Genomic DNA, 25,537 nt, shown 5'->3' with positions numbered 1-25,537 from the left:
GAAACCCGGGCCTGCTTACGGCTGCTCGCGGCAGAGGTTGCGCAGGGCGGTGGTGATGTCGTTCTGCTGCGGCACGGACGCCATCTCCAGCGCGTCCGCCAGGCCGATGCCCGGGACGAACTTGCCGGCGACCAGCCGGGGCGGCGCGAGCAGCGAGTAGAACAGCTCCTCCACGGTGCGCCGGACCAGGTGCTCGCCGAAGTTCGTGACCTCGGTGTCCTCGTTGACGAAGAGCACGCGGCCCGTCTTCTGGACGGAGGCCTTGATCATCTCCCAGTCGTACGGCCAGAGCGAGCGCAGGTCGATGACCTCCACGCTCAGGCCTTCCTCCGCCAGCTGCGCGGCGGCCTTGATGCACAGGGGCATGGTGCGGCCGTAGCTGATGACCGTGGCCTGCGTGCCCTCGCGCACGAGCTTGCCCTTGCCGATGGGGATGGCGAACGCCTCCACCAGCGGCCACTGGGGCTTCCACTGCGAGCGGTCACCCAGGGGCGCGTCGATCATCTTCGACAGCGCGCGGTCGTCCTCGGGCTCGCCCGGGATGCGCTCCTCGCCCTTCACGCGCAACAGCGCCTTGGGCTCCAGGAACATGACGGGGTTGGGGTCCTGGCACGCGGAGATGAGCAGGCCGTACGCGTCCAGCGGCGTGGAGGGCATGACGACCTTCCAGCCGGGGATGTGCGTCATCGTCGCGTCGAAGGAATGCGAGTGGTACAGCGACCCGCGGATGCCGCTGCCCACGGGCGTGCGCACCACCATGGGCACCGCCCAGTCACCATTCGTGGACCAGTGCGTGTTGCCCGCCAGCTTGAGCAGGTCGATGGTGTTGTAGATGTAGTCGCAGAACTGGATCTCCGCGACCGGGCGGTGGCCCGCCATCGCCAGGCCCATGGCCGCGCCGATGATGCCGCGCTCGTCCAGGGGGCTGTTCCACGTCGTCTTCAGGCCCTGCGTGCAGGTGAAGACGCCGCCCAGCGGGGCGCCCACGTCCTCGCCGAAGATGTCGGTGACGCCCAGGTTCTCTTCCGCGTAGTGCAGGGCCATGCGGATGGCCTGTGCCATGTTCGCCATGGTTATTTCTTCTCCGCGTAGATGTGTTCCCAGATGGAGTCGCCAGAGGGCTGCGGCTCGTCACGCACGGTGCGCGCCGCGGCGGCCAGCTCCTCCGAGTAACGGTTGCGCGCCTCGTCCATCTGCTCGCGGCTGAGGACGCCCTCCTGCTCCAGCCGCGCCTCGAACAGGCGCAGGCAGTCCTGCTCCTCGTTCACGAAGTTGGCGCCGGACGCGGACGAGTGCCCGTACAGGCGCGACACGCGCGCCTCGATGAAGAAGGGCTTGCGCTCCTTGCGCACGTACTCCATCGCGGCCTGGAGCTCCGTGTAGGACTCCACCGGATCATTGCCGTTGATGGTCTTCGCCTGGATGTTGAAGGCGCGCGCGCGGTCGCTGATGTTCGTCTCGCCGTGCTGGCCGTCCGAAGTGGTGCTGATGCCCCACTTGTTGTTGGTGACGATGATCAGGATGGGCAGCGGGTTCGCCGGGCGGCTGCTCCAGATGAGGCAGCTGGCGAAATCGCCCTCGGCCGTGCCCGCGTCGCCGCCGGTGACGATGGTGATGCCGTCGCCGCCGTGGCGCTTCTGGGCCATGGCCGTGCCCGGCGCGATGGCGTACTGCACCTCGATGGGGGAGGTGACGGGCGCGATGTTCTTCGAGCGCCGGCTGAAGTGGCCCGCGAAGTTGCGGCCGCCGGAGTAGGGGTCCGTGGCCGTGTTCTTCATCTGCCGCAGCGCCCCGATGGGCTCCTCGCCCATGGCGAGCAGCGTCGCGGACTGGCGGTAGTGCGCGTGCAGGTAGTCGTAGGCCGGGCCCTCGCCGACCTTCATCAGCAGACCCAGGGGGACGTTGAACGCCTCCTCACCGGGACCGCCGATCCAGAAGTAGCCGTGACCCTGTTTGTACATCTGGATCAGGCGCTCCTCCAGGACGCGCGCCTTCACCATCAGGTCATGGATGCGGATGAGCTGCTCTCGGGGCAGGGAGAGCGGCGCGGAGTTTTCTTTGATCAACCGGGGCCGTGACACGGGCGGAGGACCTCGAAGGGAAAAGAAAGGGACGCCCCTATACTCCGAACGCGGGCTCCCGACTCAAGGACCCTGATGTCACGGGTGTTCGCCATCGCCTTTCGGCCCCCGGGTGGCGCGACGCGGCAATGAGCGGAACTCATCCATGCCCCCGTGACGTGCTGCTTCCCGAGGGTGTTCGGACGCTCCGGGTCCGGGCGGATCGCACGGCCGTTGGGGGAGCGGGTGAGGGGGCGGCCGGGGGGAATAGCCCGACAGGTGGACTCCTCGCGTCAATCAGGAAGTGCGATAGAGTCCGCCCCGCCCCGACCGCGTACTCCGACGCGGGCTCCCCCAGGTGTGCCTTTGTCCCGTACGAACACGCGCCTTGACCCCGTACCCGAATCACCTGATGCGTCCGATGCGGCGCCCGGCACCCCGCCTCCTCCTCCGGAGTACACCGGAACGCACTCCCGGGAGCTCACCGCCCTGCGCGGGGAGAACACGGCGACCCGGCTGACCGGCGCGCTGGGGCTGCCGGCCGCGGAGCCCACGAGCACGGTCATCGCGCCCATGGAAGCCGGAGAGCTGCCCAACGTGGCGGCCATCCGCGGGCTGCGGTTGGATCAGCTGCTGCTGCTCACCACGGGCGCGCTGGTCATCGTGATTGTGGGCCTGCTGGCCGCGCTGTCCGCGAAGACGACGGAGGCGCAGCTCACCGCGACGTCGGACCGCTTCACGCAGCGGCTCCAGTCACAGGCGCGCGAGCTGGGCCAGACGGTGAGCCACACGCTGGCGCTCACTTCCGCCACCAGCCTGCGTGACAACAACTACGCGTTCCTCACGGAAGTCGCGCGCTCCATCATCGCGGACAACCACAACATCCTGCGCGTGCAGATGTTCGACGCGGACGGGCAGCTCGTCGCGGACAGCGACCCGGCCGCGAAGCTGGGCGAGTCCTCCGGAGGCCGCACCGCGGAGCGCCGCTGGGCCAGCGCCTTCTTCAACGGCCAGCCCGTCTTCGAGTTCCAGGAGCCGCTCGACTACGGCTCGCAGTCCGGCAAGGGCGTGGTGGTCATCAGCTACTCGCTGGAGGACCTGCAGAAGCAGCTGCACGAACTGGAGGAGAACAACCGCGCCTCCGTGCGCGCCAACACGCTGCGCATCGTCGGGCTGGGCCTGGGCTTCGTCGTATTGGCCGGTGTGCTGGCCGCCTTCCAGAGCCGCCGCATCACCAAGCCGCTGGGCGTGCTCACCCACCGCGTGATGCAGCTGGCCGCCGGTGACCTGGGCGCTCGCGCGGGCACGGCGCCGGGCGCGGGCCGCGAGGTGACGACGCTGGGCGTGGTGTTCAACCACATGGCGGAGCGCATCAAGGTGCTGCTGGAGGACGTGCGCGCCAAGGCGCAGCTGGAGCGCGAGGTGTCACTCGCGCGCACGGTGCAGGAGACGCTCTTGCCGGGCCGCGAGGCCGTGACGGTGGGGCCGCTGCGGCTCGCCGGGCTGGTGGTGCCCGCGGACGCGTGTGGCGGTGACTGGTGGTTCCGCGCCGCGCTGGACGACCGGCGCGTCGTCATCGGCATCGGAGACGTGACGGGCCACGGTCTGTCCACGTCGCTGGTCGCCACCAGCGCCACCAGCGGCTTCGCCTCCGCGATGACGCTGCGCGAGCCGTCGCAGGTGCACGCGCAGATGCTGATCACCGCGCTCAACGTGACGCTGGCCAACGTGGGCCGCGGCGAGCACCAGATGTCCAGCGCGCTCGCGGTCATCGACGTGTACAGCGGCAGCATCGACTACGCGGCGGGCGCCCACCCGGCGGCGGCCATCTACAACCGGAACACGCGGCAGATGGCGTCGCTGCCGGCGCGCGGTCCGCTGCTGGGCGCGAACGTGGCCTCGCAGTTCACGTCGCGCCAGGCGCAGCTGAGCCCCGGCGACATCATCGTCTGGTACACGGACGGCCTCACCGAGGCTCGCGACGGTGCCAACCGGCTCTATGGCACGCAGCGGCTGGCCGCCGCGCTCCAGGCCCACGCCCACCTCCCCGCCGACGCCCTTCGCGACGCGCTCCTCGCGGACGTGCGCGCGTACAGCGCCGGTCAGCCCCAGCGCGATGACATCACCGTCATCGTCGCCGAATTCAGCCCCGCCCCCTCGCCGTGACGAACCGCATGCGCCCATTCATCCGCTCCCCGCGCCGCGTCTCCACCGCGCTCGCCCTGATGGCCACCCTGGCTGGCCCACCGGCGGCGCTCGCCCAGTTCCGCCCGCCGCCCGCCACCGAGGCGCAGCGCATGACGGAGCAGGGCGAGCAGGTCCTGGTGTCCGCCAACGCCGCCCTCGCCAAGGGCGACAAGAAGGAGGCCCAGGAGAAGTTCACCAAGGCGCTCCAGCTCTTCGAGCAGGCGCTCACGCAGGAGCCGCAGTCCGTGTACGCCGCCGCGGACCTGGGCAGCGCCGCCAACGCGCTCCAGGACTTCCAGCGCACGGCCACGCGCCTGGCCCCGGTGTTCGCGCAGAACCCGCAGGACCTGTCGCTCGCGTACCCGCTGGGCACCGCGTACTTCAAGCTGCGCCGCTTCCAGGAGGCCGTGCCGGTGCTGGAGCAGGTGGCCGCGGCGGATCAGCCGGACCACCTCATCGTCCATTACTACCTGGCCAGCTACTACCTCTACGTCCAGGACGGGAACCGCGCCGTGACGCGGCTGCAGCGCTACCTGGTGCTGCGCCCGGAGAAGCTCGCGGGCAACGACTTCCAGATCCACGAGCTGCTCGGCAAGGCGCACCTCATCCGCCGGGACACCGTCGCCGCGCGCGCCTCGTTCGAGAAGGCGCAGGCCGGCCGCGCGGAGTCCGCGACCGCGCAGATCGGCCTCGCGGCCGTGCTGGAGATGGAAGGCAAGGTGCCGGAGTCCCGCGCGCTCCTGGAGCGGCTGGTGACGAAGTACCCGCAGGTGGCGGAGCCGAAGGAGCGGCTCGCGCGCCTGTACCTCGCCGCGGGCGACGTGCCGCGCGCGGACATCCAGGCCACCGGGCTGATGAAGCTGGGCTCCACGCCCGCCGCGCACCTGCTCTTGGGTGACGTGCGGCTCGCGCAGAAGCAGCCCGCGCAGGCGGAAGCCGAGTTCCGCAAGGTGCTGGAGCTTCAGCCCGGCCTGCTGATGGGACAGATCGCCGTGGGCAAGGCGCTCCAGGCGCAGGCGCGCCACGAAGAGGCCATCCAGTTCCTGGAGTCCGCCGTGAAGTCGGGCGGCGGCAGCCTGGAGCTGTGGGCGACGCTGGGCTCCGTCAACCGCCGCGCCGGCCGCTACCAGCGCGCGGTGGAGGTGCACCGGCGCGTGGTGGAGATGGCGCCGCGCCAGGCGCTGGGCCACATGCTGCTGGGCGCGGATCACTTCGCCACCGGCCAGTGGGATCAGGCCATCGAGGACTACGGCAGTGCGCTCCAGGCCGAGCCCGGCCACCCCGGCGCGAAGCAGTGGCTGGCCCGGGCCCTGGCCCACCGCGCGCGGGATCGCGCCGGCACCCAGCGCCTGGAGGACGCCGTGCGCGACCTGCGCCGCGCGTATGACCTGGACCGCTCCGTGCCCATGGCCCGCCGGCTGGGCGCGGCGCTGCTGGACAGCCGCCAGTACGCGGAGGCCCGCAAGGTGCTGGAGGGCGCGGCGACGCTGCCGGGCGTGACCTGGCGCGAGCACCTGCTCCTGGGCTACGCCCGGCTGGGCGGGGGCGACGCGCAAGGAGCGCTCGCCGCGTTCACCCAGTCCGGCGAGGCCACGCAGGAGCCGGATCAGCGCGCGGAGGCTTCCGCGGGCGCCGCGCTCGCGGAGGTGGAACTGGGCCAGGTGGACGCCGCCGTGCAGCGGCTGACGGACGCGGGGCCCTCCAAGACGGCCGCGAAGGTGGCGGAGGCGAACCTGCCTCGCGTGCTGGTGCGCCGGGCCCTGGCGAAGCTGGAGACGGGCGACGCCGCCGCGGCGAACCGGGACCTGGACGCGGTGGACCGCCTGGGCACCGGCAAGCGCGCGGACCTGGCGAAGCTGGCCGCCTTCGCCCGGGCGCTCACGCGCGCGGAGGAGGGGAGGTTCGCGGAGGCCACCGCCGGCATCAAGCGCTCCCTCACGCCCGCGCCGGAATGGGCATGGCCCAACACTCGCACGCTCGCGGACGCGTGGGTGCTCTACCGCCAGGGCAAGGTCGCGCCCTCGCGCAAGCTGCTCACCACCGCCCAGAAGAAGCCCATGCCCGGGCAGCCGAAGTGGATGGGCAACCTCACCGGCGCGCTGCTGCGGCGTGAGGCGGCGCTCGCGTACGCCTCCGGCAACATGAAGGCGTCGGAAAAGGCGCTGAAGGCGGCGCTCGCCGCGACGCCGGACGACGCGCTGGTGCAGCACAACCTGGCGTGCGTGGACTGGCGCCAGGGCGACAGCGCCTCGGCGCTCGCGACGTGGAAGCGCCTGGAGACCGCCGTGCCCATCGCGTCGCTCAACCTGGGCATCGACGCGCAGGAGCGCCGGCATGAACCCGCCGAGGCCGTGGACGCCTGGCGCCGCTACCTGGCCTCCGGCGCGGGCACCCGCGCCGCCCAGGTGCGGGAATGGAAGGACCGCCTGCAGGGCCTCTATGGACTGGGTGACGCGCAGGGCGTCTCGCCGGCCACCGGGGTCGCGGAGGAGACGCCGTGAAGACGCCATCCCTTGTCGCGCGGGGGAGCCTCCTGCTCGCCGCCGTGCTGTTCGCTGTTTCCGTCGCCAGCCCCGCTTCCGCCGCGCCGAAGAAGGCCACGCTGGGCGTGTTCCTCGCCACCACGCTGTCGGACGGCCAGGAGCGCTTCCAGTACGCGGAGGCGCTCGCCCAGAAGCTGGAGGCCAGCCTGGGCCGCCCCGTCGGCGCCAAGAGCTTCGGCCGCTACGAGGACTTCTCCAAGGCGGTGGGGGAGGGGCAGATCGACTTCGCCGTGGTGGACGGCTGGGCCGCGGTGCAGCTGGGAGCCAAGGCGCAGCCCGTGGCGTACGCGCCGCGCTCCGGTGAGACGCAGCAGCGCTGGGCCATCATCTCCCTGCAGAAGGGCACCGTGAAGGACCTCGCCGGCAAGCGCATGGCGCTGGTCAAGGGCGCGGGCTCCTCGGACCCCAAGTTCGTCTCCCACGTCGTGCTGGGCGGTGACCTGGATGCCCAGAAGCACTTCAAGCTGGTGCCGGTGCCCAACGTGGAGTCGGCGGTGAAGATGCTGGAGGCCAAGGGCGCGGAGGCCGCGCTCGTGCCGGTGGCGCACGTGCCCAGGGACATGCGGGTGCTCTTCAAGAGCAGCCGGGTGCCGGGCGCCGTGCTGGTGGACCTGAAGGGCGGGGGGGACGCGTTGTCCCAGTCCCTGTCCTCCGTGGGTGCGGTCGCCCCGTTCGACGCCTTCGCCCGCATCCAGGGCCGCGAGTTCGAGGACTTCCGCAAGCTCGTCACCCAGGGCCCCCCGCGCCGCCAGCCCGTCCTCGCGGACACCCCCGACCTGCGGGTGGAGACGCCCGTGCTTGTCCAATCCGAGTCGCTGGGTCCTGCCCTGCCGCCGTTCACGGACGACCTGGCCGTCTCCGCCGAACAGCCGGATGACTGATTGCGGCGTGAGTTGATCCGCGCACGGCGCCCCCGCCACCGTGCGCGTGTTTCACCGGGATCGACAGCCATGACTTGGCCTAAGGCGAGTTATTGCGGTAATTTGAGAAGTCGAGCGGAACGCCATCGTTCAGGGGTGGAAACTCGTCCCTGAGAACGATTGCCAGTCACATCGGCTCTGGTTCCTGGCGCAACGACCGCGGACATCCCTGCTTCCCCCTCGTGGAATTGAGAACGATGGACTCGACTGAGTACGGTGGATCGCGCACCAACGCGGTGAAGGGGTTTGCCGGTCGGCTGGGCGCGCGCGCGTGCCTCACCCTGGTGGTCTACGCACTGTCCCTCTTCGCGGTGGAGACGGCCCAGGCCCAGGAGGCCCAGGAGCCCGCCCCCAAGACGCGGACCAAGGCCACTCGCAAGCGCGCGGCCACCACGCCGGGCGCCAAGGCGACGACGAAGCCTCCGCGCACGGCGAAGACCCGCCGGGGCGCGAAGACGCCGCCGCCGCCTCCCGTGGACGTGGAGCCCGTTCCGGGGGAGGAGCCCGCCCCGCAGGAGCCGGCGCTCGCCACCGAGCCGCCTCCCGCGGCGCCTGCCGCCCCCATGGCCGGCCCGGGTCCGTCCGTCGCGGATCCGCTGCCCGTGGCCGCGCCCGCCTCGTCCTCTCCGTCGCCGTATGACGGGCCGCTGACGTCGGACATCCCGTCCAACCCGCCGCCCGCGCCCGCGCTGGGCACCGGCGCGGTGCTGCCGTCGTCGCAGCCGCGCACGGCGGACAACGTCCCGGACCGCGCGCCCTTCACGGAGCCCACCCCGGACCGCGCGCTGCCGCCGCCCTCCAGCCTCTCCGGCCTGGACGGCCCGGACCTGGGCGGTGGCGACGACCTGGAGCAGAACATCAACAGGGCGCTGAGCGAGGCCGTCGTCACCACGGCGTCCAAGCGCAGCCAGCGCATCTCCGACGTGCCCCTCACGGTGTCCTGGATTCCGGCGGAGGAGCTGGAGGGCACCGGCCAGTTCTCGCTCTGCGAGGCCATCCAGTACTTCCCCGGCATGGAGTGCCGCCGGGGCTCCATGCGCAAGGCGGCGGTGAGCGCGCGCGGCCTGGGCTCCAACTACCTGTCCAACCGCCTCCTACTCCTCAAGGACGGCCGTCCGCTGACGGACCCCTGGACGGGCCAGTTCTACGCGGATGAGACGACGCCGCTCACCAACCTGAAGCAGGTGGAAGTCATCCGCGGCCCGGGCTCCTCGCTCTACGGCTCCAACGCCTTCAGCGGCGTCATCAACATCATCGAGCGCCAGCCCTCGGACCTCATCGCCAAGGGCCAGAACGTGGGCGCCGACGCGCGCATCCTCGCGGGCCAGGACAAGACCTGGCGCCTGCAGACCAACGTCGCCGGCCGCGGCGGCCCGGTGGAGGCGCTGCTCGGCTACTACGGCTTCGGCTCGGACGGCCCGCAGCTCTTCAACAACCCGCAGCTGAACCAGACGGACACCAACGAGGACTCGCTGGTCCACCAGGTGAACGGCAAGGTTCGCGTGGGCCCCCTCGCGCTGGACGCGGACTTCACGGACGGCAACATCGGCCGGCCCGGCGGTCAGAACATCTCCACCGTGGGCAACTGCGGCCGCTGCCACTACACCGCGCAGGACAACGAGCACGTCCAGAACCTCAACGCCGCCCTGCAGCTGGATCAGCAGGTGACGGACAACGTGCGCGTGTTCGCCCAGGCCTACACGTTCTTCAAGCGCCGCAACGTGACGCTGGAGAATGAAATCACCGGCGCGCTGGAGGACACGCTGGGCAAGCGCAGCCGCATCGGCGGTGAGGCGCGCGCGCTGTTCTCCCTGGACAAGCTCTCCGTCACCGTCGGCGGTGACGTGAAGGCCGACCAGGTGAACAACCAGAACATCCTGCCCGGCCTGACCCTGGACGACACGAAGCAGACCATCCTGGGCGGCTTCGTGGACGCCGAGTACCGCATCACGGAGCGGCTGGTGGTGGGCGCGGGCGCCCGCTACGACAGCTACCAGATCCCCTCCAAGGTCTGGGAGGCGAAGACGGACCAGGTGTCCCCGCGCGCCAGCGTCGTGTTCCACGCCATCCCGGAGCTGCTCACGCTGCGCACCAACTACGGCCGCGCCTTCCGCGCGCCCACGCTGGCGGAATTGGCCATCAACCAGCAGATGTACGCCGCGACGCTGCTGGGCAACCCGGCCCTGCGCGCGGAGACGCTGGACACGGTGGAGGCGGCGGTGGACTTCTGGCCGCTGGACCGCCGGGTGCGCCTGACGGGCACGGGCTTCTACAACCGCGCCCGCAACTTCATCAATCAGGAGCTCCTCTTCGGCTCCACGTCCCAGTTCAAGAACCTGGGTGACGCGCGCGTGGCGGGCTTCGAGGCGGAAGCCGCGGCGCAGGTGCCGTCCATCAACTCGTCCTTCGACGTGGCCTACCAGTTCCTGGACGCCCAGGCGCTGCCGGTGGGCGGCGGGTCCGGCTACCCGCTGGACTACGCGCCCAGCCACCGCGTCTACCTGCGCGGCCGCACCAACATCGGCAAGTTCGCCTTCGTGGAGCTCTACGGCCTGTTCGTGGGCGCCCGGTATGATCCGGGCTTCGTGGTGGACGAGAACGCCGGCACCACCACCCGCGTGAAGCTGCCCAGCTACATCACCGCGACCGCGCGTGTGGGCTTCAACGTCCACGAGCGCGTGGCGGTGTCCCTGCTGGGAACCAACCTCTTCAACGCGAAGTACGAGGAGTCCCACGGCTTCCCCGCACCGCCGCTGGGCGTCTTCACCGAAGTTCGACTCCATTACTAGAGCGCTGTTTGGATACCGTCGCCGCCGTGAAGGATGCTCCCCTGAAGTTGACGCCGGACACGACGCTCACGCCGGAGGCGCTGGAGAAGGCCTCCGGAGTGCTGGCCCGGGACGGCCTGTTGTTGGGGCGCGGTGACGACGCGGCGCCGCGGCTGGTGCTGTTCGACGGGCGGTTCACCCCCGCCCACGCCGCGCTCCTGGAGCGCCGTCCCCCGGCGCTGCTGTTGGCCACCCGCGAGGGCGGCCAGCCGTCCGCCTGGGAGGCGCGGCTGCTCAGCGCGCTGCTCCGCGGCGAGCCCATGATCCCCCAGGAGGCCGCCACGTCCGTGGAGTGGCTGGGCAGCGTGGCGGAGGTGACGGCCGTGGGCGAGCGCGCGGCCGAGGCCGTCCTCCAGGCCGGCGGCTCCAAGGGCGCGGCCAGCCGGGTGGCGGATGTCGTCCATGAGATTGGTGTGAACGCACTGCTCGACGCGCCAGTGGACGGAAGCGGCGAGCCGAAGTACGCCCATCGGCGCGGCCAGGTGCAGTCGGTGGCGGAGGAGGATCGCTGCCTCTTGTCCTGGGCGGTGGCGGATGGCCGGGCGTGGCTGGAGGCGACGGACCGCTTCGGCCGCCTGTCGGTGTCACCGTTGGTGCGGGTCGTGAAGGCTTGGGGTGAGAAGGCGCAGGTGGATGCTTCGGGTGGTGGCGCGGGCCTGGGTCTGCGGCGCATCCTGGAGCACAGCGACGCAGTGGCGGTTCGGGTGACTCCGGGGAAGCGCACGCAGTTCGCCTGCGGCGTGGACCTGGGCGACGCTCGCCGCCGGGCCGCGCAGCCCAAGTCGCTGCTGTTCAGTCTGGAACGAGGGTAGGCGGGTGGAGAGCCAAACTTCCAATGCCAGCATCACCTCCCTGCGCGTGGGCAGTCTGACCCACGTGCGCGTGGCCGGGGTGATCGACGAAACCTTCCCGCTCTCGCCATCCTCCAAGGGCCTCCAGGGCCTGGTGGTGGTGGACCTGGGCCTGGTGGAGCGCATCAGCTCCTTCGGCGTGCGCCGGTGGATTGAGTTCGCCGGCCACCCGCCGCAGGGCGTGTCGGGGCTGTACGTCGTCAACGCGCCGCCGGTGGTGGTGGATCAGCTCAACATGGTGGAGGGCTTCGCGGGTGTCGCGCGCGTGCTCTCGCTGCTGGCGCCGTACACGTGCCGCTTCTGCAAGGAGGACCGGCTGCGGCTGGTGCGCCTGGTGGAGGAGGCGAAGGTGCTGGAGCAGGGCGGGGCCCCGCCGCACCAGTGCCCGGTGTGCTCCCAGCCGCTGGAGTTCGCGGACGAGCCCACGGAGTTCTTCGACTTCGCGCGCCGCCAGCAGTTCTCCGCGGTGGATCCGGCGGTGCTGCGCTACCTGCGCTCCGGCATCCCGTCGGAGCCGTCCGAGCTCGCGTCGCACCTGAAGATCGTCCAGGACGACATCACCTTCATCACCCTGGCCAGCACGCTCAAGGGCGACCTCAACGTGCGCCGGCTGGCGTCCGGCCTGGAGGGGCGCGTCGCATTCGACTGCTGCCACGTGAGCGTGGTGGAGCCGGAGGCGCTGCCGCGCATCGAACAGGTGCTGGAGGTGGCGGCGCAGGGCGCCCAGGTGGTGCTCTGCCGCGTACCTCCGCCGCTGTTGGCCGTGCTGGCGAAGTCCACCAAGGCGCTGCCCGCGAAGCTGGCCACGCTGTGGCTGCCGTGCGACTGCCGCAACTGCGGCCAGGTCACCCACCAGCGCATCCAGACCTCCGAGTACCTGGAGGTGCTGCGCGCCAAGGGCACCATGGAGCGCGTGTGCCCCGTGTGCGGCGGCAGCGCCCGGGCTCCGGCGCTCGCGCAGTTCCAGGGGCTGCTCGCGCGCACGCCGCTCACCGACAAGCCGCTGGACGACATCGAGGCGCTGGAGCAGCGCGCCCTCAGCCAGTACCTCTTCGGCTCCACCAACCAGGACCCCGGCGCCAAGAACACGTCCGCCACGGACACGCACAACAGCGGCGCGCGGCTGCAGATCATCCGCCGGCTGGGGCAGGGCGGCATGGCGGAGGTGTTCCTCGCCAAGCAGCAGGGCGTGAAGGGCTTCGAGAAGTTCGTGGTGATGAAGAAGATTCTCGCGCAGTTCGCTGAGAATCCTGAGTTCGTCGACATGCTCTTCGCGGAGGCCCGCGCCAACGCGCGCCTCACGCACCCCAACGTCGTGCAGACCTTCGACGTGGGCGTGACGGACGGCGTGGCGTACATCCTGATGGAGTACGTGCGCGGCCCGGACCTGAAGCGCCTGCTCACGGAGCTGCGCCGCAAGGGCATGGCGCTGCCGCTGGAGCACGCGCTGCGCATCGTGGCGGAGGTGGCCGCGGGCCTGCACTACGCGCACAGCTACGTGGACCCCTCCGGCACGGCGCACCCGGTGGTGCACCGCGACGTCAGCCCCCACAACGTGCTGGTGTCGCTGGACGGCGCCATCAAGCTGTCGGACTTCGGCATCGCCAAGGTGCAGGGCGAGGAGCACACGCAGGCGGGCGTCATCAAGGGGAAGATTTCGTACCTCTCCCCGGAGGCCGCCAGCGGCCGCCCGCTGGACTGGCGCAACGACGTGTTCGCGCTGGGCGTGGTGCTCTTCGAGCTGCTCACCGGGCAGCTGCCGTTCCGCCGGGATCATGACGCGGCCACGCTCGCGGCCATCGTGCGCGAGCCCGCGCCGGTGCCGTCCCAGCTGCGGCCCCACATCCCGCAGGACGTGTCGGACCTCATCCTCCGCGCGCTGGTGAAGGACCCGGCGCGGCGCACGCCCTCCGCGGCGGCGATGCGCGAGGAGATCGAAGCCGTCATCGCGCACCACCGGCTGTCCTCGTCGCCCGCGTCCGTGGCGCAGTTCTTCAAGGAGGCGCTGGGCGACCGGCTCTCCGAGTACGCGCCGTCGTCCATCGCCGGCTCGGGCACGGGCTCCAACCCCCGGGCGCTGATGCCGGGCACGGGCTCGCACTCGCGCAACGTGGGCACGGGCTCCGGCAGCGACATGCGGGCCCCGTCGGACCTGTCCCGGCCGCCCGTGCGCGGGGGTTCCGGCAGCATGCCCCGGATGGAGCCGCCCCCGGTGGCCGCTCCGCCGGAGCCCGCCGAGCGCGGCACCGAGGTCGTCTCCGTCAACGCGCCCCCGGTCGCGCCGCCCGTGGCCGCCGCGCCTCCGGTGGCACCGCCCGTGGCCGCGCCCCGTCCGTCGCGCCCGGCCGCCGCTCCGCCCGCGTCGCCGCTGCCGCCGCCCACCGCGGTGCGCCCCGCCGCGTCCGCCAACGTGCCCACGCGCGTGGGCCCTCCGCCGCAGGCGCCCGCGCGTCCGTCGGTGTCGGTGCCCTCCGTGGCCCCGATGACCGCGGCTCCGCAGCCGCCCCCTGTGTCCGCCGTGCCGCCCCCTCCTCCGCAGCATGGGGGCACCCACGCGCAATACGGGGTCGTCCACGCGCCCCCGCAGCAGCCGCCCCTGGGCGCCCATGCGTCTCCGTCGACGGGCACCCACGCCGCCTATGGAGGGAATCCTCCCTCGCCCGTGGCCGCGCCGCCGCCGCCGCCTCCGCCTCCTGTCACGGCCCACGTGGCCACGCCTCCGCGGCCTCCGGCGCCTCCCGTGGCCGCGCCGCCGGCCCCCGTCCACGCGGTCTCCTCCGCGGCTTCCGCGCCCCCCGCCGAAGCGTCGGGGAAGGGGCTGACGCCCGGTCAGCGCAAGGGGCTCATCGTGGGCGGCGGGGCCCTGGTGCTCGCGGGGCTCGCGCTGGTGTTCCTGCTGCCCAAGGGCGGCGTGGAGGTGCGCAACGCCCAGGAGGGCGAGCGCGTCTACGTGTCCGGCGTCCGGCTGGAAGCGAGCCAGGGCCTGCCCGAGGGCACCTCCGGCTGGCTCATCTCCACGGCCGTGGACGGCAAGCTGCACCGCTTCGGCAAGGTGCCGAAGTCGGAGCACATCGACCTGCGCACACTCGCGGACGCACCGCCCCAGGCGGACGCCCGGGGCACGCTCAGCGTCACCGGTGCCCAGGGCTGCCGCGTGGCGCTGGGCTCTCAGGTGCTGGAGGGCCAGACGCCCCTGTCCAGCCAGATGCCCGCGGGGCGCGAGTTCGAGGTGCGCGTCACCTGCGGCGGCAAGCCGGACGTCGTCCGCTGGGTGATGGCCGTCCCGGGCCAGGGCGTCGCGCTGGACGTGCCCTGAGCCGGACGGAATGACAGGGGCCGGAGGACACCGCTGACAAAGCGTCCCTCCGGTCCGTGACGCCGCGAAGGCCCTACAGCTTCTTCAGCAGGAAGGCCTTGTACTGGCCGTAGCCCGGCAGGTCCTCGCCGAGCGAGCCGTCCAGCTTCGCTCGCAGGGTGAGCGTGCCGCCCGTCAGCTCCAGCGTGAAGCCCGGCGCGTCCTTGTGGACGATGTGCAACGTCTGGATGCCTTCCCGGACAGCCTGCTTCCCGATGTCGTCGCGACAGACGGACTTCATGTCGTCGATGAGCCGGTCGAAGACGCCGTTGGAGAGCATCTGGATGGCGGCGGTGTTGGTGAAGCTCGCCTCGTCCAGCGTCACCCGGATGTCCGCGCCCGCCGCGGCCTCCCTCAGCTCCGCCACCTTCGCGTCGAGGGCGTCCTTCTTGAACGCGGCCAGCTCCGACCGTTCGGCGAGACCCATGGTGTTCATGCTCCGTGCTGTGTCCGGCGGGAATGCCTGAAAGCAGGCGGAAACCTCGTGGACAGGCCGCCCGTGTGTCAACGCCCTCAGTCGTGGGTGCCCACGTGCAGGTCGCCGTGGCGCGTGCAGACCCAGTGGAAGGCGCAGGAGCACGCCACCGCGCGGGCGTGCGTGCAGCAGCGGCCTCCGAAGTCCTCCGGAAGGGCCTCCCGCTCGGGAGGTGGCGGGTCGGGCAGCTCCCTGGGGGCGCCCCGGCCGGAGTCTGCGGGCACGCTGCCGCAGCAGCCGCGCTGGAGGCAGCCGGGGCACAGGGACAATTCACAGTGCGCGCACCAGTCGAACACCTCTCCGGCGGTGCCACGGCGCTCACAACCTCCACAGGCGTCGAACATGGGCAGCCTCCTTGCTCACCTGCGAGGAAGGTAGAGGAGGGGTCCGACATCACGGGTCGTGCGGGAACGTCTGGCGCTCCGGGAGGAGGGAAGCGACGGCTGGCCGACGCTCGCGCCTCGCACCTTCCACGGGTGGACGGGAATCAGGACGCACGCCGGTCCGTGAGCCCTTGCGGCGTTGGCCGGGGATTCGCATGGAACAGGGGCTCACGTAGTTCCAGTTTTTCGGGGAGGACGCAGTCATGCGCAGACACCGCCGCATCATCGGAGTGTTCGGCTCCGGGGCGAACTCCCACGAAGAGTGGGTCGTCCCCCTGGCGCGGTGGATCGCCGAGGCCGGCTTCGACCTGCTCACCGGCGCGGGCGGCGGCGTCATGAGCGCGGCGGCGGGCGCCTTCGTCCAGGTGGAGGGGCGGCGGGGGGCGGCCATCGGCATCATCCCCGGCACCGTGGGCGCGGATGGCCGTTACCAGCCCCGGCCCGGCTACCCCAACACGGACATCGAAATCCCCATCTACACGCACCTGCCGCTCAGCGGGGAGCAGGGCACGGACCCCATGAGCCGCAACCACATCAACGTGCTGACGCCGCACGCGCTGGTGGCGCTGCCCGGGGGCGCCGGCACCGCGGCGGAGGCCGTCCTGGCCTTGCGCTATGGCAAGCCGCTCATCCTGCACGGGCCACCGGAGGTCTTCCGGCGCTTCCCGGCGGAGGCCGAGCGCACCACCTCCCTGGAGCGGGTGGCCGAGTTCCTCCTGGCCGCCACCCGCTAGGCGGCAGGCGGGCTCAAGCAGGGCCTTGGTGGGGGGGAAGCCGCCCCACGGGGTGGCAAAAGATTCTAGGATGGACGCCGTGGGGAGGGGTGTGCGCCGCGGGTGCACGTCCGTCACCCATCACGTCCGCCATCATGATCAACCCCGACTATCCGCTGGCCAGCTGGTTCCTCGCGGTCTCCACCTCGGTCTTCCTGGTCGTCTACGCACTGCCGTTGCTCTTCATTCCGCTGCGCTGGGCGCGTTGGTTCGGGTGGGAGCTGCCCACGGGCAACAACGATTTGACGGTCTACTTCGCGCGCTGCCTGGGCGGCCTGGCGCTGTCCGTCATCATCGCGGTGGTGCAGTTCATCCCGGACCCCAAGAGCCACCTGGTCATCTTCGAGCTCATCGGCCTCATTGGCGGCCTGATGACGGCGGTGCACATCTGGGGCGCGGTGAGAAAGCAGCAGCCCTGGCCGGAGACGGCGGAGATTCCCCTCTACGGCGCCATGTGCCTGGGCGCCCTGTACCTGCGCTACGCCAACCTGTCCTGAGCGGAAAGCCCCCCAAGGATGCCCTCCACGCAGCCCATCGATCCCGCTGTCGCGATGCTGGCCCCGTACATGCCGGCGGCCATCCTCGCGCGGCTTGGGAGCCAGGAGGCGGACGCGCTGCCCCGGGCGGAAGGGGTGCGCGGCGCCATCCTGCTGCTGGACATCGCGGGCTTCACGCCCATCGTGGTGGGGCTGAGCGGCGCGGGCCCGCGCGGCATCGACGCGCTCCAGCGCCTCTTGACGAACTACTACACGGAGATGATCGACGTGGTCCGCGACCACGGCGGGGACATCTACCAGTTCGCCGGCGACTCCATCCTCGCGTGCTTCGAGGTCGCGCCCGGGGAGGCGGACGCGGACGTCGTGCAGCGCGCGGCGGTGTGCGCGCTGGGCGTGCAGCGCAGGCTCGCGCGCTTCGCCCGGCTGGAGCTGTTGGGCCAGCGCTTCGGCGTGTCGTCGCGCATCGGCATCGGCTTCGGTGAGGCCACCCGCATCGTGATGGGCGCCACCGGCCTGTGGATGCACCCGGCGCTCGTGGGCGAGCCGCTGGCGCAGGCGGTGGGCGCGGAGAAGCAGGCCACGGTGTCGGAGGTCGTCCTGAGCCCGCGCGCCTGGGCGGCCCTGCCGGAGTCCGCGCGCAAGGGCGAGCCGCGCGAGGGCGGCAACCACCGGCTGGCGCTCGACGCGCCGGTGGAGTCGGTGAAGCGCCCGCTGCCCGCGCCCACGGGCGGAGCGGAGCTGGTGGGCCGGTGCGCGCTGCTGCTGCACCCGGTGCTCTTCACGAAGATCACCACCGCGCACCAGGAGTTCGCGGGCGACTTCCGCGACGTCACCTGCTTCTTCGTGCGCTTCACCCACGCGCGGGCGGACACGGATCCGGACGCGTTCACCCACGACCTCAACGCCTACTACGAATACGTCCAGCGCGAGTCCGCCCACCACGGCGGCGTGCTGCTGATGACGGACTTCACGGACAAGGGCAACGTGCTCTACGTCCTGTTCGGCGCGCCCACCGCCCAGCAGAACAAGGAGGTGCTGGCGTGCCGGCTGGCCTGCAAGCTGCTCAAGGCCCGGGAGCAGTTCCCCTTCCTGGATGAGCTGCAGATCGGCATCGCCACCGGCCACGCCTACTGCGGCGACATGGGCTCGCCCACGCGCAAGGGCTACTCGGCGCTGGGCGAGGTCGTGAACATGGCCGCGCGCCTGATGACGCACGGCGGACGCCAGGACGGCGTGCACCTGTGCGCCAACACCCAGGCCCGCTCGCAGCAGGGCGGCTTCGCCACGGAGTTCGTGGAGGACGCGAAGCTCAAGGGCGTCTCGCGCTCGGTGCCGGTGTACCGGCTGCTGGGCGAGACGCGCCGCGGCCTCTTCATCAAGGGCCGGGGAGACATCATCGGCCGCAGCCGTGAGCTCAACGTGCTGCACGAGGCGCTCAACGCCTCCTTCGCCGGCCAGGGCCGCGTGAGCGTGGTGTCCGGCGAGGCGGGCATCGGCAAGTCGCGCCTGGGCGCGCGCGTGCTGGAGGACGCGGAGGAGGGCGGCGCCCGGTCGCTGTACGGCGTCTGCTACTCCTACGAGGCCTTCACCCCCTTCTTCCCCTGGAAGGAGGTGCTGCTCCAGGCGTTCGGACTGCACGACTCGGACGACACCGAGGCGCAGCTTGGGCGCCTGCGGCAGGGACTGGACGGCCTGGAGGACGTGGGGCCGGAGTGGATCCCCGTGGTCGCGGGCATCCTCGGCATCGCGCTGGAGGAGACGTCCGCCACGTCGGGAATGGACGCGCGGCGCAAGCAGCAGAAGGTGTTCCAGATCATCTTCCAGCTCCTGGAGAAGCTCAGCCGCGCGCAGCCGCTCTTGCTCTTCTTCGAGGACCTGCACTGGGCGGACTACATCTCGCTGGACCTGCTCCAGTACCTCGCGGTGCGCGTGGGCTCGCACCGCATCATGGTGCTGGCGACGATGCGCCCGGGCGACCAGCTCCGAGGGCTGCGCGACCTGCCGGAGTTCATCCCGGTGGACCTGACCAGCCTGGACGACGAGGACACGCGGGCGCTCTTGCGCGTGCACCTGCGCCTGACGCCGCCGGACGTCGCGCTGGAGGACCGGCTGCTCGCGAAGGTGCAGGGCAACCCGTTCTTCATCGAATCCATCGTGGAGGGGCTGGCGGAGCAGGGCTACCTGGGGCCGGTGGAGCCCGGCTCGCAGCGCATGGAGTTGAAGCGCGGCCTGCAGGACCTGCTGCTGCCGGACTCCATCCAGGACGTGGTGCTGTCGCGCATCGACCTGCTCAGCGAGACGGAGAAGCTGGTGGTGAAGGTGGCGTCCGTCATCGGGCGCATCTTCACGCTGGACGCGGTGGCGGCGCTGGTGCCCACGCTGGGCCACTTCGTGCTGCGCGAGGCCATGGACACGCTCCAGCGCCTGGGCCTCATCCTGCTGGAGACGGAGGAGCCGTACACCTGCCTCTTCAAGCACATCGTCATCCGCGACGTGGCCTACAACACGCTGCTGGTGTCGGCGCGTGAGGACCTGCACCGCCGGCTCGCGCGCTACCTGGAGCAGCGAGCCAACGACAACCTCGCGGCCTCCGCGGGTCTGCTCGCGTTCCACTTCCTCGCGGGCAACGTGGAGGACAAGGGCCTGGAGTACACGCTGATGGCGGCCCGCAGCGCGCGGGCGCAGTACGCGAACGACGACGCGCTCTACCACTACAACCGGGGCCTGGAGCTGCTCGGCACCGTCGTGCCGGTGGACCCGGAGGCGACGCTGCTCCAGACGCGCCGGGTGATGCAGGAGCTGGCGGAGACGCTGCTCCAGGCGGGCCACTACACCAACGCCATCCTGATGTTCGAGCAGTGCCTGGTGGACGAGGAGGAGATTCCCCGCCAGGCGGAGCTGCACCTGGGCCTGGGCCGCGCGCACCAGGAGAAGGGCGAGTCCGCGCTCGCCACGCAGCACCTGGAGAAGTCGCTGGTGCTGAGGGGCCGCAGCCTCCCGGGGAACCTGGCCACGCTGGGCCTGCGCACGCTGGCGAACCTGCTGCTTCGGGGGCTCGCGTCGCTGTTGCCCTTCATCCTGCGCCCGCTGCCGGCGGCGAAGCTGGGCAACTACCTGCAACAGCTGTCCACGCTCAACTCGCTCATCCGCATCTACTACTTCGCGGACATCACCAAGCTCACCTGGGCGACGCTGGTGTCCACCAACATGGCGGAGCGCTCGCGCAGCGACTACGCCATGAGCCTGGCGCGCGGCTACTACGGCACGCTCCTGTTCGGCGCGGGCCTGCTCGGCCGCGCGCGCTACCACTGCGAGAAGGCGCTGGAGTACGCGCGCCGCTCCAAGGACCCCGTGGCAGAGGGGCTCGCGCTCAGCCGCCTGGGCATCCAGGCCTTCTTCGCCAACGAGCTGGAGCGCGCGCGCGCCTTCCAGGAGGAGGCTGTCTCCACGCTGCGCCAGGTGGGCGAGCGCTGGGAGCGCCAGACGTCCCTGATGATGCAGGCCACGGGCGAGTTCCTCCACTCGCGCTTCCGCCCCGCGGTGGCGCTCTACGAGCAGATGGGGACCATTGGCGTGGAGCTCAACGCGCTGATGCACCAGGGCTGGGCGCACTCGTGGGCGCCCATGTGCCGCTACCTCATGGGCGAAGGTGACGTGGGCGAATTGTGCGCGGAATTGGAGCAGGGGCTGCGCATCAGCGAAGAGGTCGCGGACCTGGCCAACCAGTGCGCCAGCCTGAACCACCTGGCCAACGTCACGGTGCGCGAGCACCAGGTGGAGGAGGCGGCGCTCGTCGCCGTGCGCTGCTTCAAGAGCATCTGGAGCTACCAGGTGCTGGTGCCCTTCCTCCAGGTGGGGCTCGTGGACGCGGCGGAGGCGGCCCTCTTCGCGCTGGAGGAGGGCGCCACGGTGGTGCCGCGCAAGGAGCTGCTCAAGATCGTCCGCCTGTCCTGCATCAAGGCGCGCGTCATCGCCCGGCTCTATCCGTACCTGAAGGGCCCGGCGCTGCGCGTGACGGCGCGCTCGCTGGCCCTGCGCAAGGGCCCGAAGGCCGCGGAGCCGGTGTTCCTGGAGGCCATCTCCGTCCTGGAGAAGAGCCCCAACCGCTGGGAGACGGGCGTGGCCTACTTCGACGCGGCGGTGGCGCTGCCGAACCGGCGCGAGGACTTCCTCGCGAAGGCGCGCGCCATCTTCACGGAGGTGGAGGCCCGCGCGGAGCTGCGCCGCGTGGACCGCTTCCAGGCCACGCTCCAGGCCCCGCCGGCCGAGCTGCTCGTCCCGCCCCAGGCCGCCCGGGCTCCTGACGCCCGCGTGATGTGACGCGCATTCCTTGTCCCGTCAGGCGGGGCCCCTAGACTGCGTGCTTCTTCTTCGACCACCGCACCGGGCTCATGATCACCGCGCCGCTCCGCTTCCAGCTCAGTCCCGTCATCGTCATCTACATGCTCGTGGTCCACGGGCTGGCCGCGCTGGCGTTCTTCCTGCCCTGGCCTCCGCACGCGCTGCCGGTGGCGCTGGCCGTGTACGTGTCCATTGGCCTGGGCACCACGGTGGGGCTGCACCGGCTCCTGTGCCACCGCGCCTTCGCGTGCCCCCGCTGGGTGGAGTACGCGCTGGTGACGGTGGCCATGCTCACCGCGCAGGGCAGCCCGCTGTTGTGGGCCGCCAACCACCGTCTGCACCACGCGAAGGCGGACGCGGACGGGGACGTGCACTCGCCGGTGCGCGGCTTCTGGTACGCGCACATGGGGTGGATCCTCAACGAGTCCTCCACCGAGGAGGACGGCTGGCGCACCTGGTGCCGCGACATGGCGGAGGACCGCTACTACCACTGGCTCCTGCGCTACCGCATCGCGCCGCAGGTGCTGGGGGTGCTCTTCGTGGGGCTGACGTTCGGCTGGCGCACGGTGCCCGCGTACTTCTTCCTGCCCGTGGTGTGCTGGATGCAGAGCACCTACGCGGTGAACTCCGTGTGCCACGCGGCGTTCGGCCATCGCGTGCACGACACGCGCGACCACAGCCGCAACGTGTGGTGGGTGAGCGTGCTCGCGCTGGGCGAGGGCTGGCACAACAACCACCACGCCTTCCCCGCGTCCGCGCGGCACGGCTGGGTGTGGTGGCAGTGGGACCCGGGTTGGCTCTTCATCCGGGCGCTCCAGGTCCTGGGGCTGGCGTGGGACGTGCGCCTGCCGTCCCGCCTCAGGTCAGGACCTGCGGCGTGAGGCCCAAGCCGGGCATCCGCTCCGCGTCCCACGCCTCGATGGCATCCAGCCCCGCGATGTAGCGGCGCTCCGGGTTCTTCACCGGGTTGCGGATGCTGACGATCTCCGGCCCGGAGAAGAGGATGGTCTGCTTGTAGCGGGGCAGGTCGCTCATCATCAGCTTGGACGCGTAGTGCCGCGCGATGTTGGGCAGGCTGCCCAGCGTGCGGCACAGCCGCTGGAAGTGCTCCACCACCTCCGACGCGTGCATCTGCTTGGGCCGGTGGCACAGCGTGTAGCCGTCGTAGTCGCGGCTGGTGGTGCCGGGCAAGAGCCGGTCCTCCGCCTTCAGCTCGCGGAAGAAGGGCGTCTCCGGATACGGGCACACGATGCCCAGGAACGTGACGGAGAAGTACTTCAGGTCCGCCAGGTAGTCCGGCAGCCGGTGCAGGTACTCGTTGGTGTCGCCGTCCGAGCCGACGATGAGCCCGAAGGACAGGAGGATGCCGGCGGAGAAGACGCGGCGGATGACGGCGTCCACCTCCGACAGCTTGTTCTGGCCCTTGTTCATCGCCTTGAGCGAGTCCGGGTTGAGCGACTCCAGGCCGGTGTAGACGTAGCGGCAGCCCGCCTTCGCCATCAGCTTCACCAGCGACTCGTCCTTGAGCACGTTGAAGGTGAGCGCGCAGCCCCACGTCTTCTTCAAGGGGATGAGCGCTTCGCACAGCGCGCGCAGGTACTTGGGCGAGCCGCCCAGGTTGTTGTCCAGGAAGACGAACGCGTCCCCCATCAGCCCCAGGAAGTTCGGGTTCCAGCGCATGCGCGTCTGGATTTCGTCGATGACCTCCGGGATGGACCGGAAGCGGTAGCGCTCGTGGCCGGTCAGCACGCAGAAGTTGCACGTGAAGGGACAGCCGCGCGACGCCTCGATGCCCGGCAGGCGCACCTTGTTGTGCGTGAAGTCGATGAGCTCGTAGCGGTACGGCCGGATGGCCGCGGCGCCCTGCGACGGCAGGCTGTAGCGGGGCTTGAGGCAGCCCTTCTCGAAGTCCGCGATGAGCGCGGGCACGTTGGACTCCGGCTCCCCGGTGATGACCGCGTCGAAGTACTTCGCCGCGTCGTCGGGGAAGTGGCTCGCGTGCCGGCCTCCCGCCACCGTCGTCATGCCGCGCTGACGGAAGAGGGTGGAGAGGACCTTGGTGTGCTCGTAGTACGAGTGCAGGTACGAGAAGAAGACGAGATCCCAGTGCCGGTCCAACGGCAGATCCGCCTCCTTCTCGTTGAAGATCTCCACCTCGGCGTGCTCCGGGCACAGGCCCGCGATGAGCTCCGGCACGGAGGACTGCATGATGGAGGGTTCCTTGATTCGCAGCCGGGTCGGATGGGTGTACGTGGCGATGATGGCGATGCGCATGCGAGCGGGCCCGGCGGCGCACGCGGATGAAACGGGCGCACGCGTTCGTGTTTTCACCTGCCGGACCGCGTCCCCCTTCGTCGGCGGAGGATCACCCGGAGTCCGGGCGCTGGCAAAGGATCTCCATCGCAAGCGCCGCACTCCGCGCGTGTTTCCGGTGGCAGCGGACGACCCAGGAGGACCTATCTCGTGTGGGGGGCATACTGATAGATCTTTGAAACATGGATACCTCTCCCACGCCAACCGCCCCGGGTTGGCCGTTTAGACGTTATTTCTGGATTTCAGTCGCGGCCGCGGTGCTCCTGAGCCTGACGATGTTGAACACCGGCTGGATGTTCGACGACTACGTCTGGCTGGGCGTCTGGGACAACCTGCCGCAGCCGGCGCCGCTGGCGAACACCCACTTCGACGTGTACCGCACGGCCACGGGCATCCCGGAGCACACGTCCCAGATGGCCCGCGCCGGCATCTTCCCGTGGTTCGTGGAGCCGGGCGTGAAGCTGGCCTTCTTCCGGCCCCTGGGCAGCGCGCTCTTCGGGCTGGATCACCTGCTCTACAACCGCGTCGCCGTCGCCTACCACGTGCACTCGCTGCTCTGGTACGTGGGGCTGGTGGCGCTGGTGGCCCTGCTGTTCCGCCGCATCCTCCCCACGGGCATCGCGGGGCTGGCGCTGGTGCTCTTCGCAGTCAACGGCTCGCACAGCGCCCCGGTGGGCTGGCTGTCCTACCGCGTGCTGCTGGTGTCCATGCTCTTCGCGGTGCTGGGCTTCTGGCTCCACATCGAGTGGCGCGAGCGCCAGCGCAAGGGCGCCCTGGCCGGTTCGCTCATCGCCTTCGCGCTGGGCCTGGCGAGCGCGGAGACGACGCTGATCATGATCCCCTACGTGCTCGCCTACGAGGCCTTCGCGGGCCCTGGCAAGCCGTCCGAGCGGCTCAAGGCGCTCATCCCGTTCAGCGCGCTGATGGCCGCCTTCCTGACGATGTACAAGGTCCTGGGCTACGGCGCGGCCCGGCAGGACACGCACCTGGACCTGGCCGGCGCGCCGGTGCAGTGGTTCCTGGCGATGTTCGAGCGCGTGCCGGCGGCCATCGCGGGCCTGACGCTCAGCGCGCCCAACGACTACATCATGGATCCGTCCTACGTGGGCACCTTCCAGGTGCTGGGCCTGGTGGGCCTGGTGTTCTTCGCGCTGCTCCTGTGGGGCGTGTGGCCGCTGGTGGAGCCGGCGGAGCGCAAGACGCTGAAGTGGCTGCTGGTGGGCTCGTTCGCGTCCACGTGGCTGGGCAACTCGACGCTGTCCGGCGCGCGCACGCTCATCGTGCCCAGCCTGGGCATGGCGGTGGCGCTGGCGGTCATCCTCCGCGCCGCGTGGCAGGGCCGCGCGCTCAAGCCGCGCGCGGGCGCGGTGCTGGCGGGCGCGGCGGTGATGGCCGTCATCCACATCGCGGGCGCGCCCTACGTCTGGTGGCAGACCGCGACCGTCTATTCGGAGGTGGACGCGATGTCCAAGCGCGTGCACGACCGCTACGCGGAGGCCTTCGACTTGAAGCAGCTGCCCGGGCAGCGGGTGGTGGTGCTCAACGCCCCCAACGGCACCGTGGGCATCTACGGCTCCGTACAGTGGTGGTCCACGGGCATGCCGCTGCCGAGGAACTGGTGGGTGCTGTCATACAGGGCGGGCGAGCAGCACGTGACGCGCACCGGCCCCAACTCGCTGGAGCTGTCCCTGCCCAAGGGGGAGCACTACCTCAACCGCCTCGAGGAGCGCATCTACCGCGGCAAGAACTGGCCGGTGAAGCAGGGCCAGGAGTTCGACGTGGGCGGCATGAAGGCGCGCATCGAGGAGGCGGACGCGGAGGGCCCCACGCGCATCTCCTTCACCTTCGACGTGCCGCTGGATGACCCGTCGCTGAAGCTGGTCCAGTGGCGCAACCGCAAGGTGGTGCCCTGGGTGCCTCCGGCGCTGGGCGGGGCGCCGTCAGTGGTCAACGCGCTCAACAGCCCGGAGTAGCCGGGGGCAGGGGCGGCCCGCCTGTTCGAGGCGGGGCC

General features: G+C 70.9%; 16 protein-coding genes. 11 read left to right on the top strand and 5 right to left on the bottom strand.

Annotated elements, in window-relative coordinates:
* Window positions 1-15: 15 nt before the first annotated feature.
* Both ACX114_RS23820 and ACX114_RS23815 read right to left on the bottom strand, forming a co-directional pair.
* Complete coding sequence (locus tag ACX114_RS23820; RefSeq protein WP_459288102.1) at window positions 16-1,071, bottom strand: alpha-ketoacid dehydrogenase subunit beta; 1,056 nt, start codon at window positions 1,069-1,071, stop codon at window positions 16-18.
* 2 nt (window positions 1,072-1,073) lie between these two features.
* A complete protein-coding gene (locus tag ACX114_RS23815; RefSeq protein ID WP_459288101.1) occupies window positions 1,074-2,081 on the bottom strand; it encodes a thiamine pyrophosphate-dependent dehydrogenase E1 component subunit alpha in 1,008 nt (335 codons plus the stop codon).
* Window positions 2,082-2,426: 345 nt separating this feature from the next.
* Here ACX114_RS23815 and ACX114_RS23810 point away from each other — a divergent pair, with 345 nt between their 5' ends.
* The 6 genes from ACX114_RS23810 to ACX114_RS23785 all read left to right on the top strand — a co-directional run bounded on the left by ACX114_RS23810 (window position 2,427) and on the right by ACX114_RS23785 (window position 14,705).
* Window positions 2,427-4,226 (top strand): PP2C family protein-serine/threonine phosphatase, encoded by a 1,800-nt coding sequence (locus ACX114_RS23810; protein WP_459288100.1) that lies wholly within the window; start codon window positions 2,427-2,429, stop codon window positions 4,224-4,226.
* A gap of 8 nt (window positions 4,227-4,234) precedes the next feature.
* Window positions 4,235-6,748 carry a tetratricopeptide repeat protein gene (locus ACX114_RS23805; protein ID WP_459288099.1) on the top strand — a complete coding sequence of 838 codons (2,514 nt, stop codon included), beginning with the start codon at window positions 4,235-4,237 and terminating at the stop codon, window positions 6,746-6,748.
* Window positions 6,745-7,671 (top strand): PhnD/SsuA/transferrin family substrate-binding protein, encoded by a 927-nt coding sequence (locus ACX114_RS23800; protein WP_459288098.1) that lies wholly within the window; start codon window positions 6,745-6,747, stop codon window positions 7,669-7,671. The genes ACX114_RS23805 and ACX114_RS23800 overlap by 4 nt, the downstream gene beginning before the upstream one ends.
* 236 nt (window positions 7,672-7,907) lie before the next feature.
* Window positions 7,908-10,499, top strand: a complete 2,592-nt coding sequence (locus ACX114_RS23795; protein ID WP_459288096.1) for a TonB-dependent receptor plug domain-containing protein — start codon at window positions 7,908-7,910, stop codon at window positions 10,497-10,499.
* A gap of 26 nt (window positions 10,500-10,525) precedes the next feature.
* Complete coding sequence (locus ACX114_RS23790) at window positions 10,526-11,350, top strand: hypothetical protein (RefSeq protein WP_459288094.1); 825 nt, start codon at window positions 10,526-10,528, stop codon at window positions 11,348-11,350.
* Window positions 11,351-11,354: 4 nt separating this feature from the next.
* On the top strand, window positions 11,355-14,705 hold the full coding sequence (locus ACX114_RS23785) for a serine/threonine-protein kinase (RefSeq protein ID WP_459288092.1): 3,351 nt from the start codon (window positions 11,355-11,357) through the stop codon (window positions 14,703-14,705).
* A gap of 73 nt (window positions 14,706-14,778) precedes the next feature.
* Here ACX114_RS23785 and ACX114_RS23780 read toward each other — a convergent pair whose 3' ends face one another.
* Together ACX114_RS23780 and ACX114_RS23775 are read right to left on the bottom strand one after the other, a co-directional pair.
* Entirely contained in the window at window positions 14,779-15,171 is a 393-nt protein-coding gene (locus tag ACX114_RS23780) for a hypothetical protein (RefSeq protein WP_459288090.1), read from the bottom strand.
* A gap of 86 nt (window positions 15,172-15,257) precedes the next feature.
* Window positions 15,258-15,563 (bottom strand): hypothetical protein, encoded by a 306-nt coding sequence (locus ACX114_RS23775; protein ID WP_120620516.1) that lies wholly within the window; start codon window positions 15,561-15,563, stop codon window positions 15,258-15,260.
* A 242-nt stretch (window positions 15,564-15,805) separates the two neighbouring features.
* On the opposite strand from ACX114_RS23775, the gene ACX114_RS23770 reads away from it, so the two are divergent.
* The 4 genes from ACX114_RS23770 (at window position 15,806) to ACX114_RS23755 (ending at window position 22,094) form a co-directional block, all read left to right on the top strand.
* Window positions 15,806-16,336 (top strand): SLOG cluster 4 domain-containing protein, encoded by a 531-nt coding sequence (locus ACX114_RS23770; protein ID WP_459288088.1) that lies wholly within the window; start codon window positions 15,806-15,808, stop codon window positions 16,334-16,336.
* A gap of 134 nt (window positions 16,337-16,470) precedes the next feature.
* Window positions 16,471-16,872 (top strand): hypothetical protein, encoded by a 402-nt coding sequence (locus ACX114_RS23765; protein WP_459288086.1) that lies wholly within the window; start codon window positions 16,471-16,473, stop codon window positions 16,870-16,872.
* Between the two features lie 18 nt (window positions 16,873-16,890).
* Window positions 16,891-21,192, top strand: a complete 4,302-nt coding sequence (locus ACX114_RS23760) for an AAA family ATPase (protein WP_459288084.1) — start codon at window positions 16,891-16,893, stop codon at window positions 21,190-21,192.
* Window positions 21,193-21,263: 71 nt separating this feature from the next.
* Window positions 21,264-22,094 (top strand): acyl-CoA desaturase, encoded by an 831-nt coding sequence (locus ACX114_RS23755; protein ID WP_459288082.1) that lies wholly within the window; start codon window positions 21,264-21,266, stop codon window positions 22,092-22,094.
* On the opposite strand, the gene ACX114_RS23750 is transcribed toward ACX114_RS23755, so the two are convergent.
* Entirely contained in the window at window positions 22,072-23,487 is a 1,416-nt protein-coding gene (locus tag ACX114_RS23750) for a B12-binding domain-containing radical SAM protein (protein ID WP_459288081.1), read from the bottom strand. The two genes, ACX114_RS23755 and ACX114_RS23750, sit on opposite strands and share 23 nt — an antisense overlap.
* A gap of 314 nt (window positions 23,488-23,801) precedes the next feature.
* Between ACX114_RS23750 and ACX114_RS23745 the strand changes: the two genes are divergently transcribed.
* Window positions 23,802-25,499, top strand: coding sequence for a hypothetical protein (locus ACX114_RS23745; protein WP_459288079.1), 1,698 nt, complete (start codon window positions 23,802-23,804; stop codon window positions 25,497-25,499).
* Window positions 25,500-25,537 lie beyond the last annotated feature (38 nt).

The organism is Corallococcus sp. M7, assembly GCF_054512695.1.
Note: the sequence above shows the minus strand (reverse complement) of the source record. Positions and strands in the feature narration are given on the sequence as shown.

Excerpts from the sequence above, each read along its gene's own strand:
- ACX114_RS23820 (WP_459288102.1), bottom strand. The coding sequence starts at position 1,071 with ATGGCGAACATGGCACAGGCCATCCGCATGGCCCTGCACTACGCGGAA.
- ACX114_RS23805 (WP_459288099.1), top strand. The coding sequence starts at position 4,235 with ATGCGCCCATTCATCCGCTCCCCGCGCCGCGTCTCCACCGCGCTCGCC.
- ACX114_RS23795 (WP_459288096.1), top strand. The coding sequence starts at position 7,908 with ATGGACTCGACTGAGTACGGTGGATCGCGCACCAACGCGGTGAAGGGG.
- ACX114_RS23780 (WP_459288090.1), bottom strand. The coding sequence starts at position 15,171 with ATGGGTCTCGCCGAACGGTCGGAGCTGGCCGCGTTCAAGAAGGACGCC.
- ACX114_RS23775 (WP_120620516.1), bottom strand. The coding sequence starts at position 15,563 with ATGTTCGACGCCTGTGGAGGTTGTGAGCGCCGTGGCACCGCCGGAGAG.
- ACX114_RS23770 (WP_459288088.1), top strand. The coding sequence starts at position 15,806 with ATGCGCAGACACCGCCGCATCATCGGAGTGTTCGGCTCCGGGGCGAAC.
- ACX114_RS23765 (WP_459288086.1), top strand. The coding sequence starts at position 16,471 with ATGATCAACCCCGACTATCCGCTGGCCAGCTGGTTCCTCGCGGTCTCC.
- ACX114_RS23760 (WP_459288084.1), top strand. The coding sequence starts at position 16,891 with ATGCCCTCCACGCAGCCCATCGATCCCGCTGTCGCGATGCTGGCCCCG.
- ACX114_RS23755 (WP_459288082.1), top strand. The coding sequence starts at position 21,264 with ATGATCACCGCGCCGCTCCGCTTCCAGCTCAGTCCCGTCATCGTCATC.
- ACX114_RS23750 (WP_459288081.1), bottom strand. The coding sequence starts at position 23,487 with ATGCGCATCGCCATCATCGCCACGTACACCCATCCGACCCGGCTGCGA.
- ACX114_RS23745 (WP_459288079.1), top strand. The coding sequence starts at position 23,802 with ATGTTGAACACCGGCTGGATGTTCGACGACTACGTCTGGCTGGGCGTC.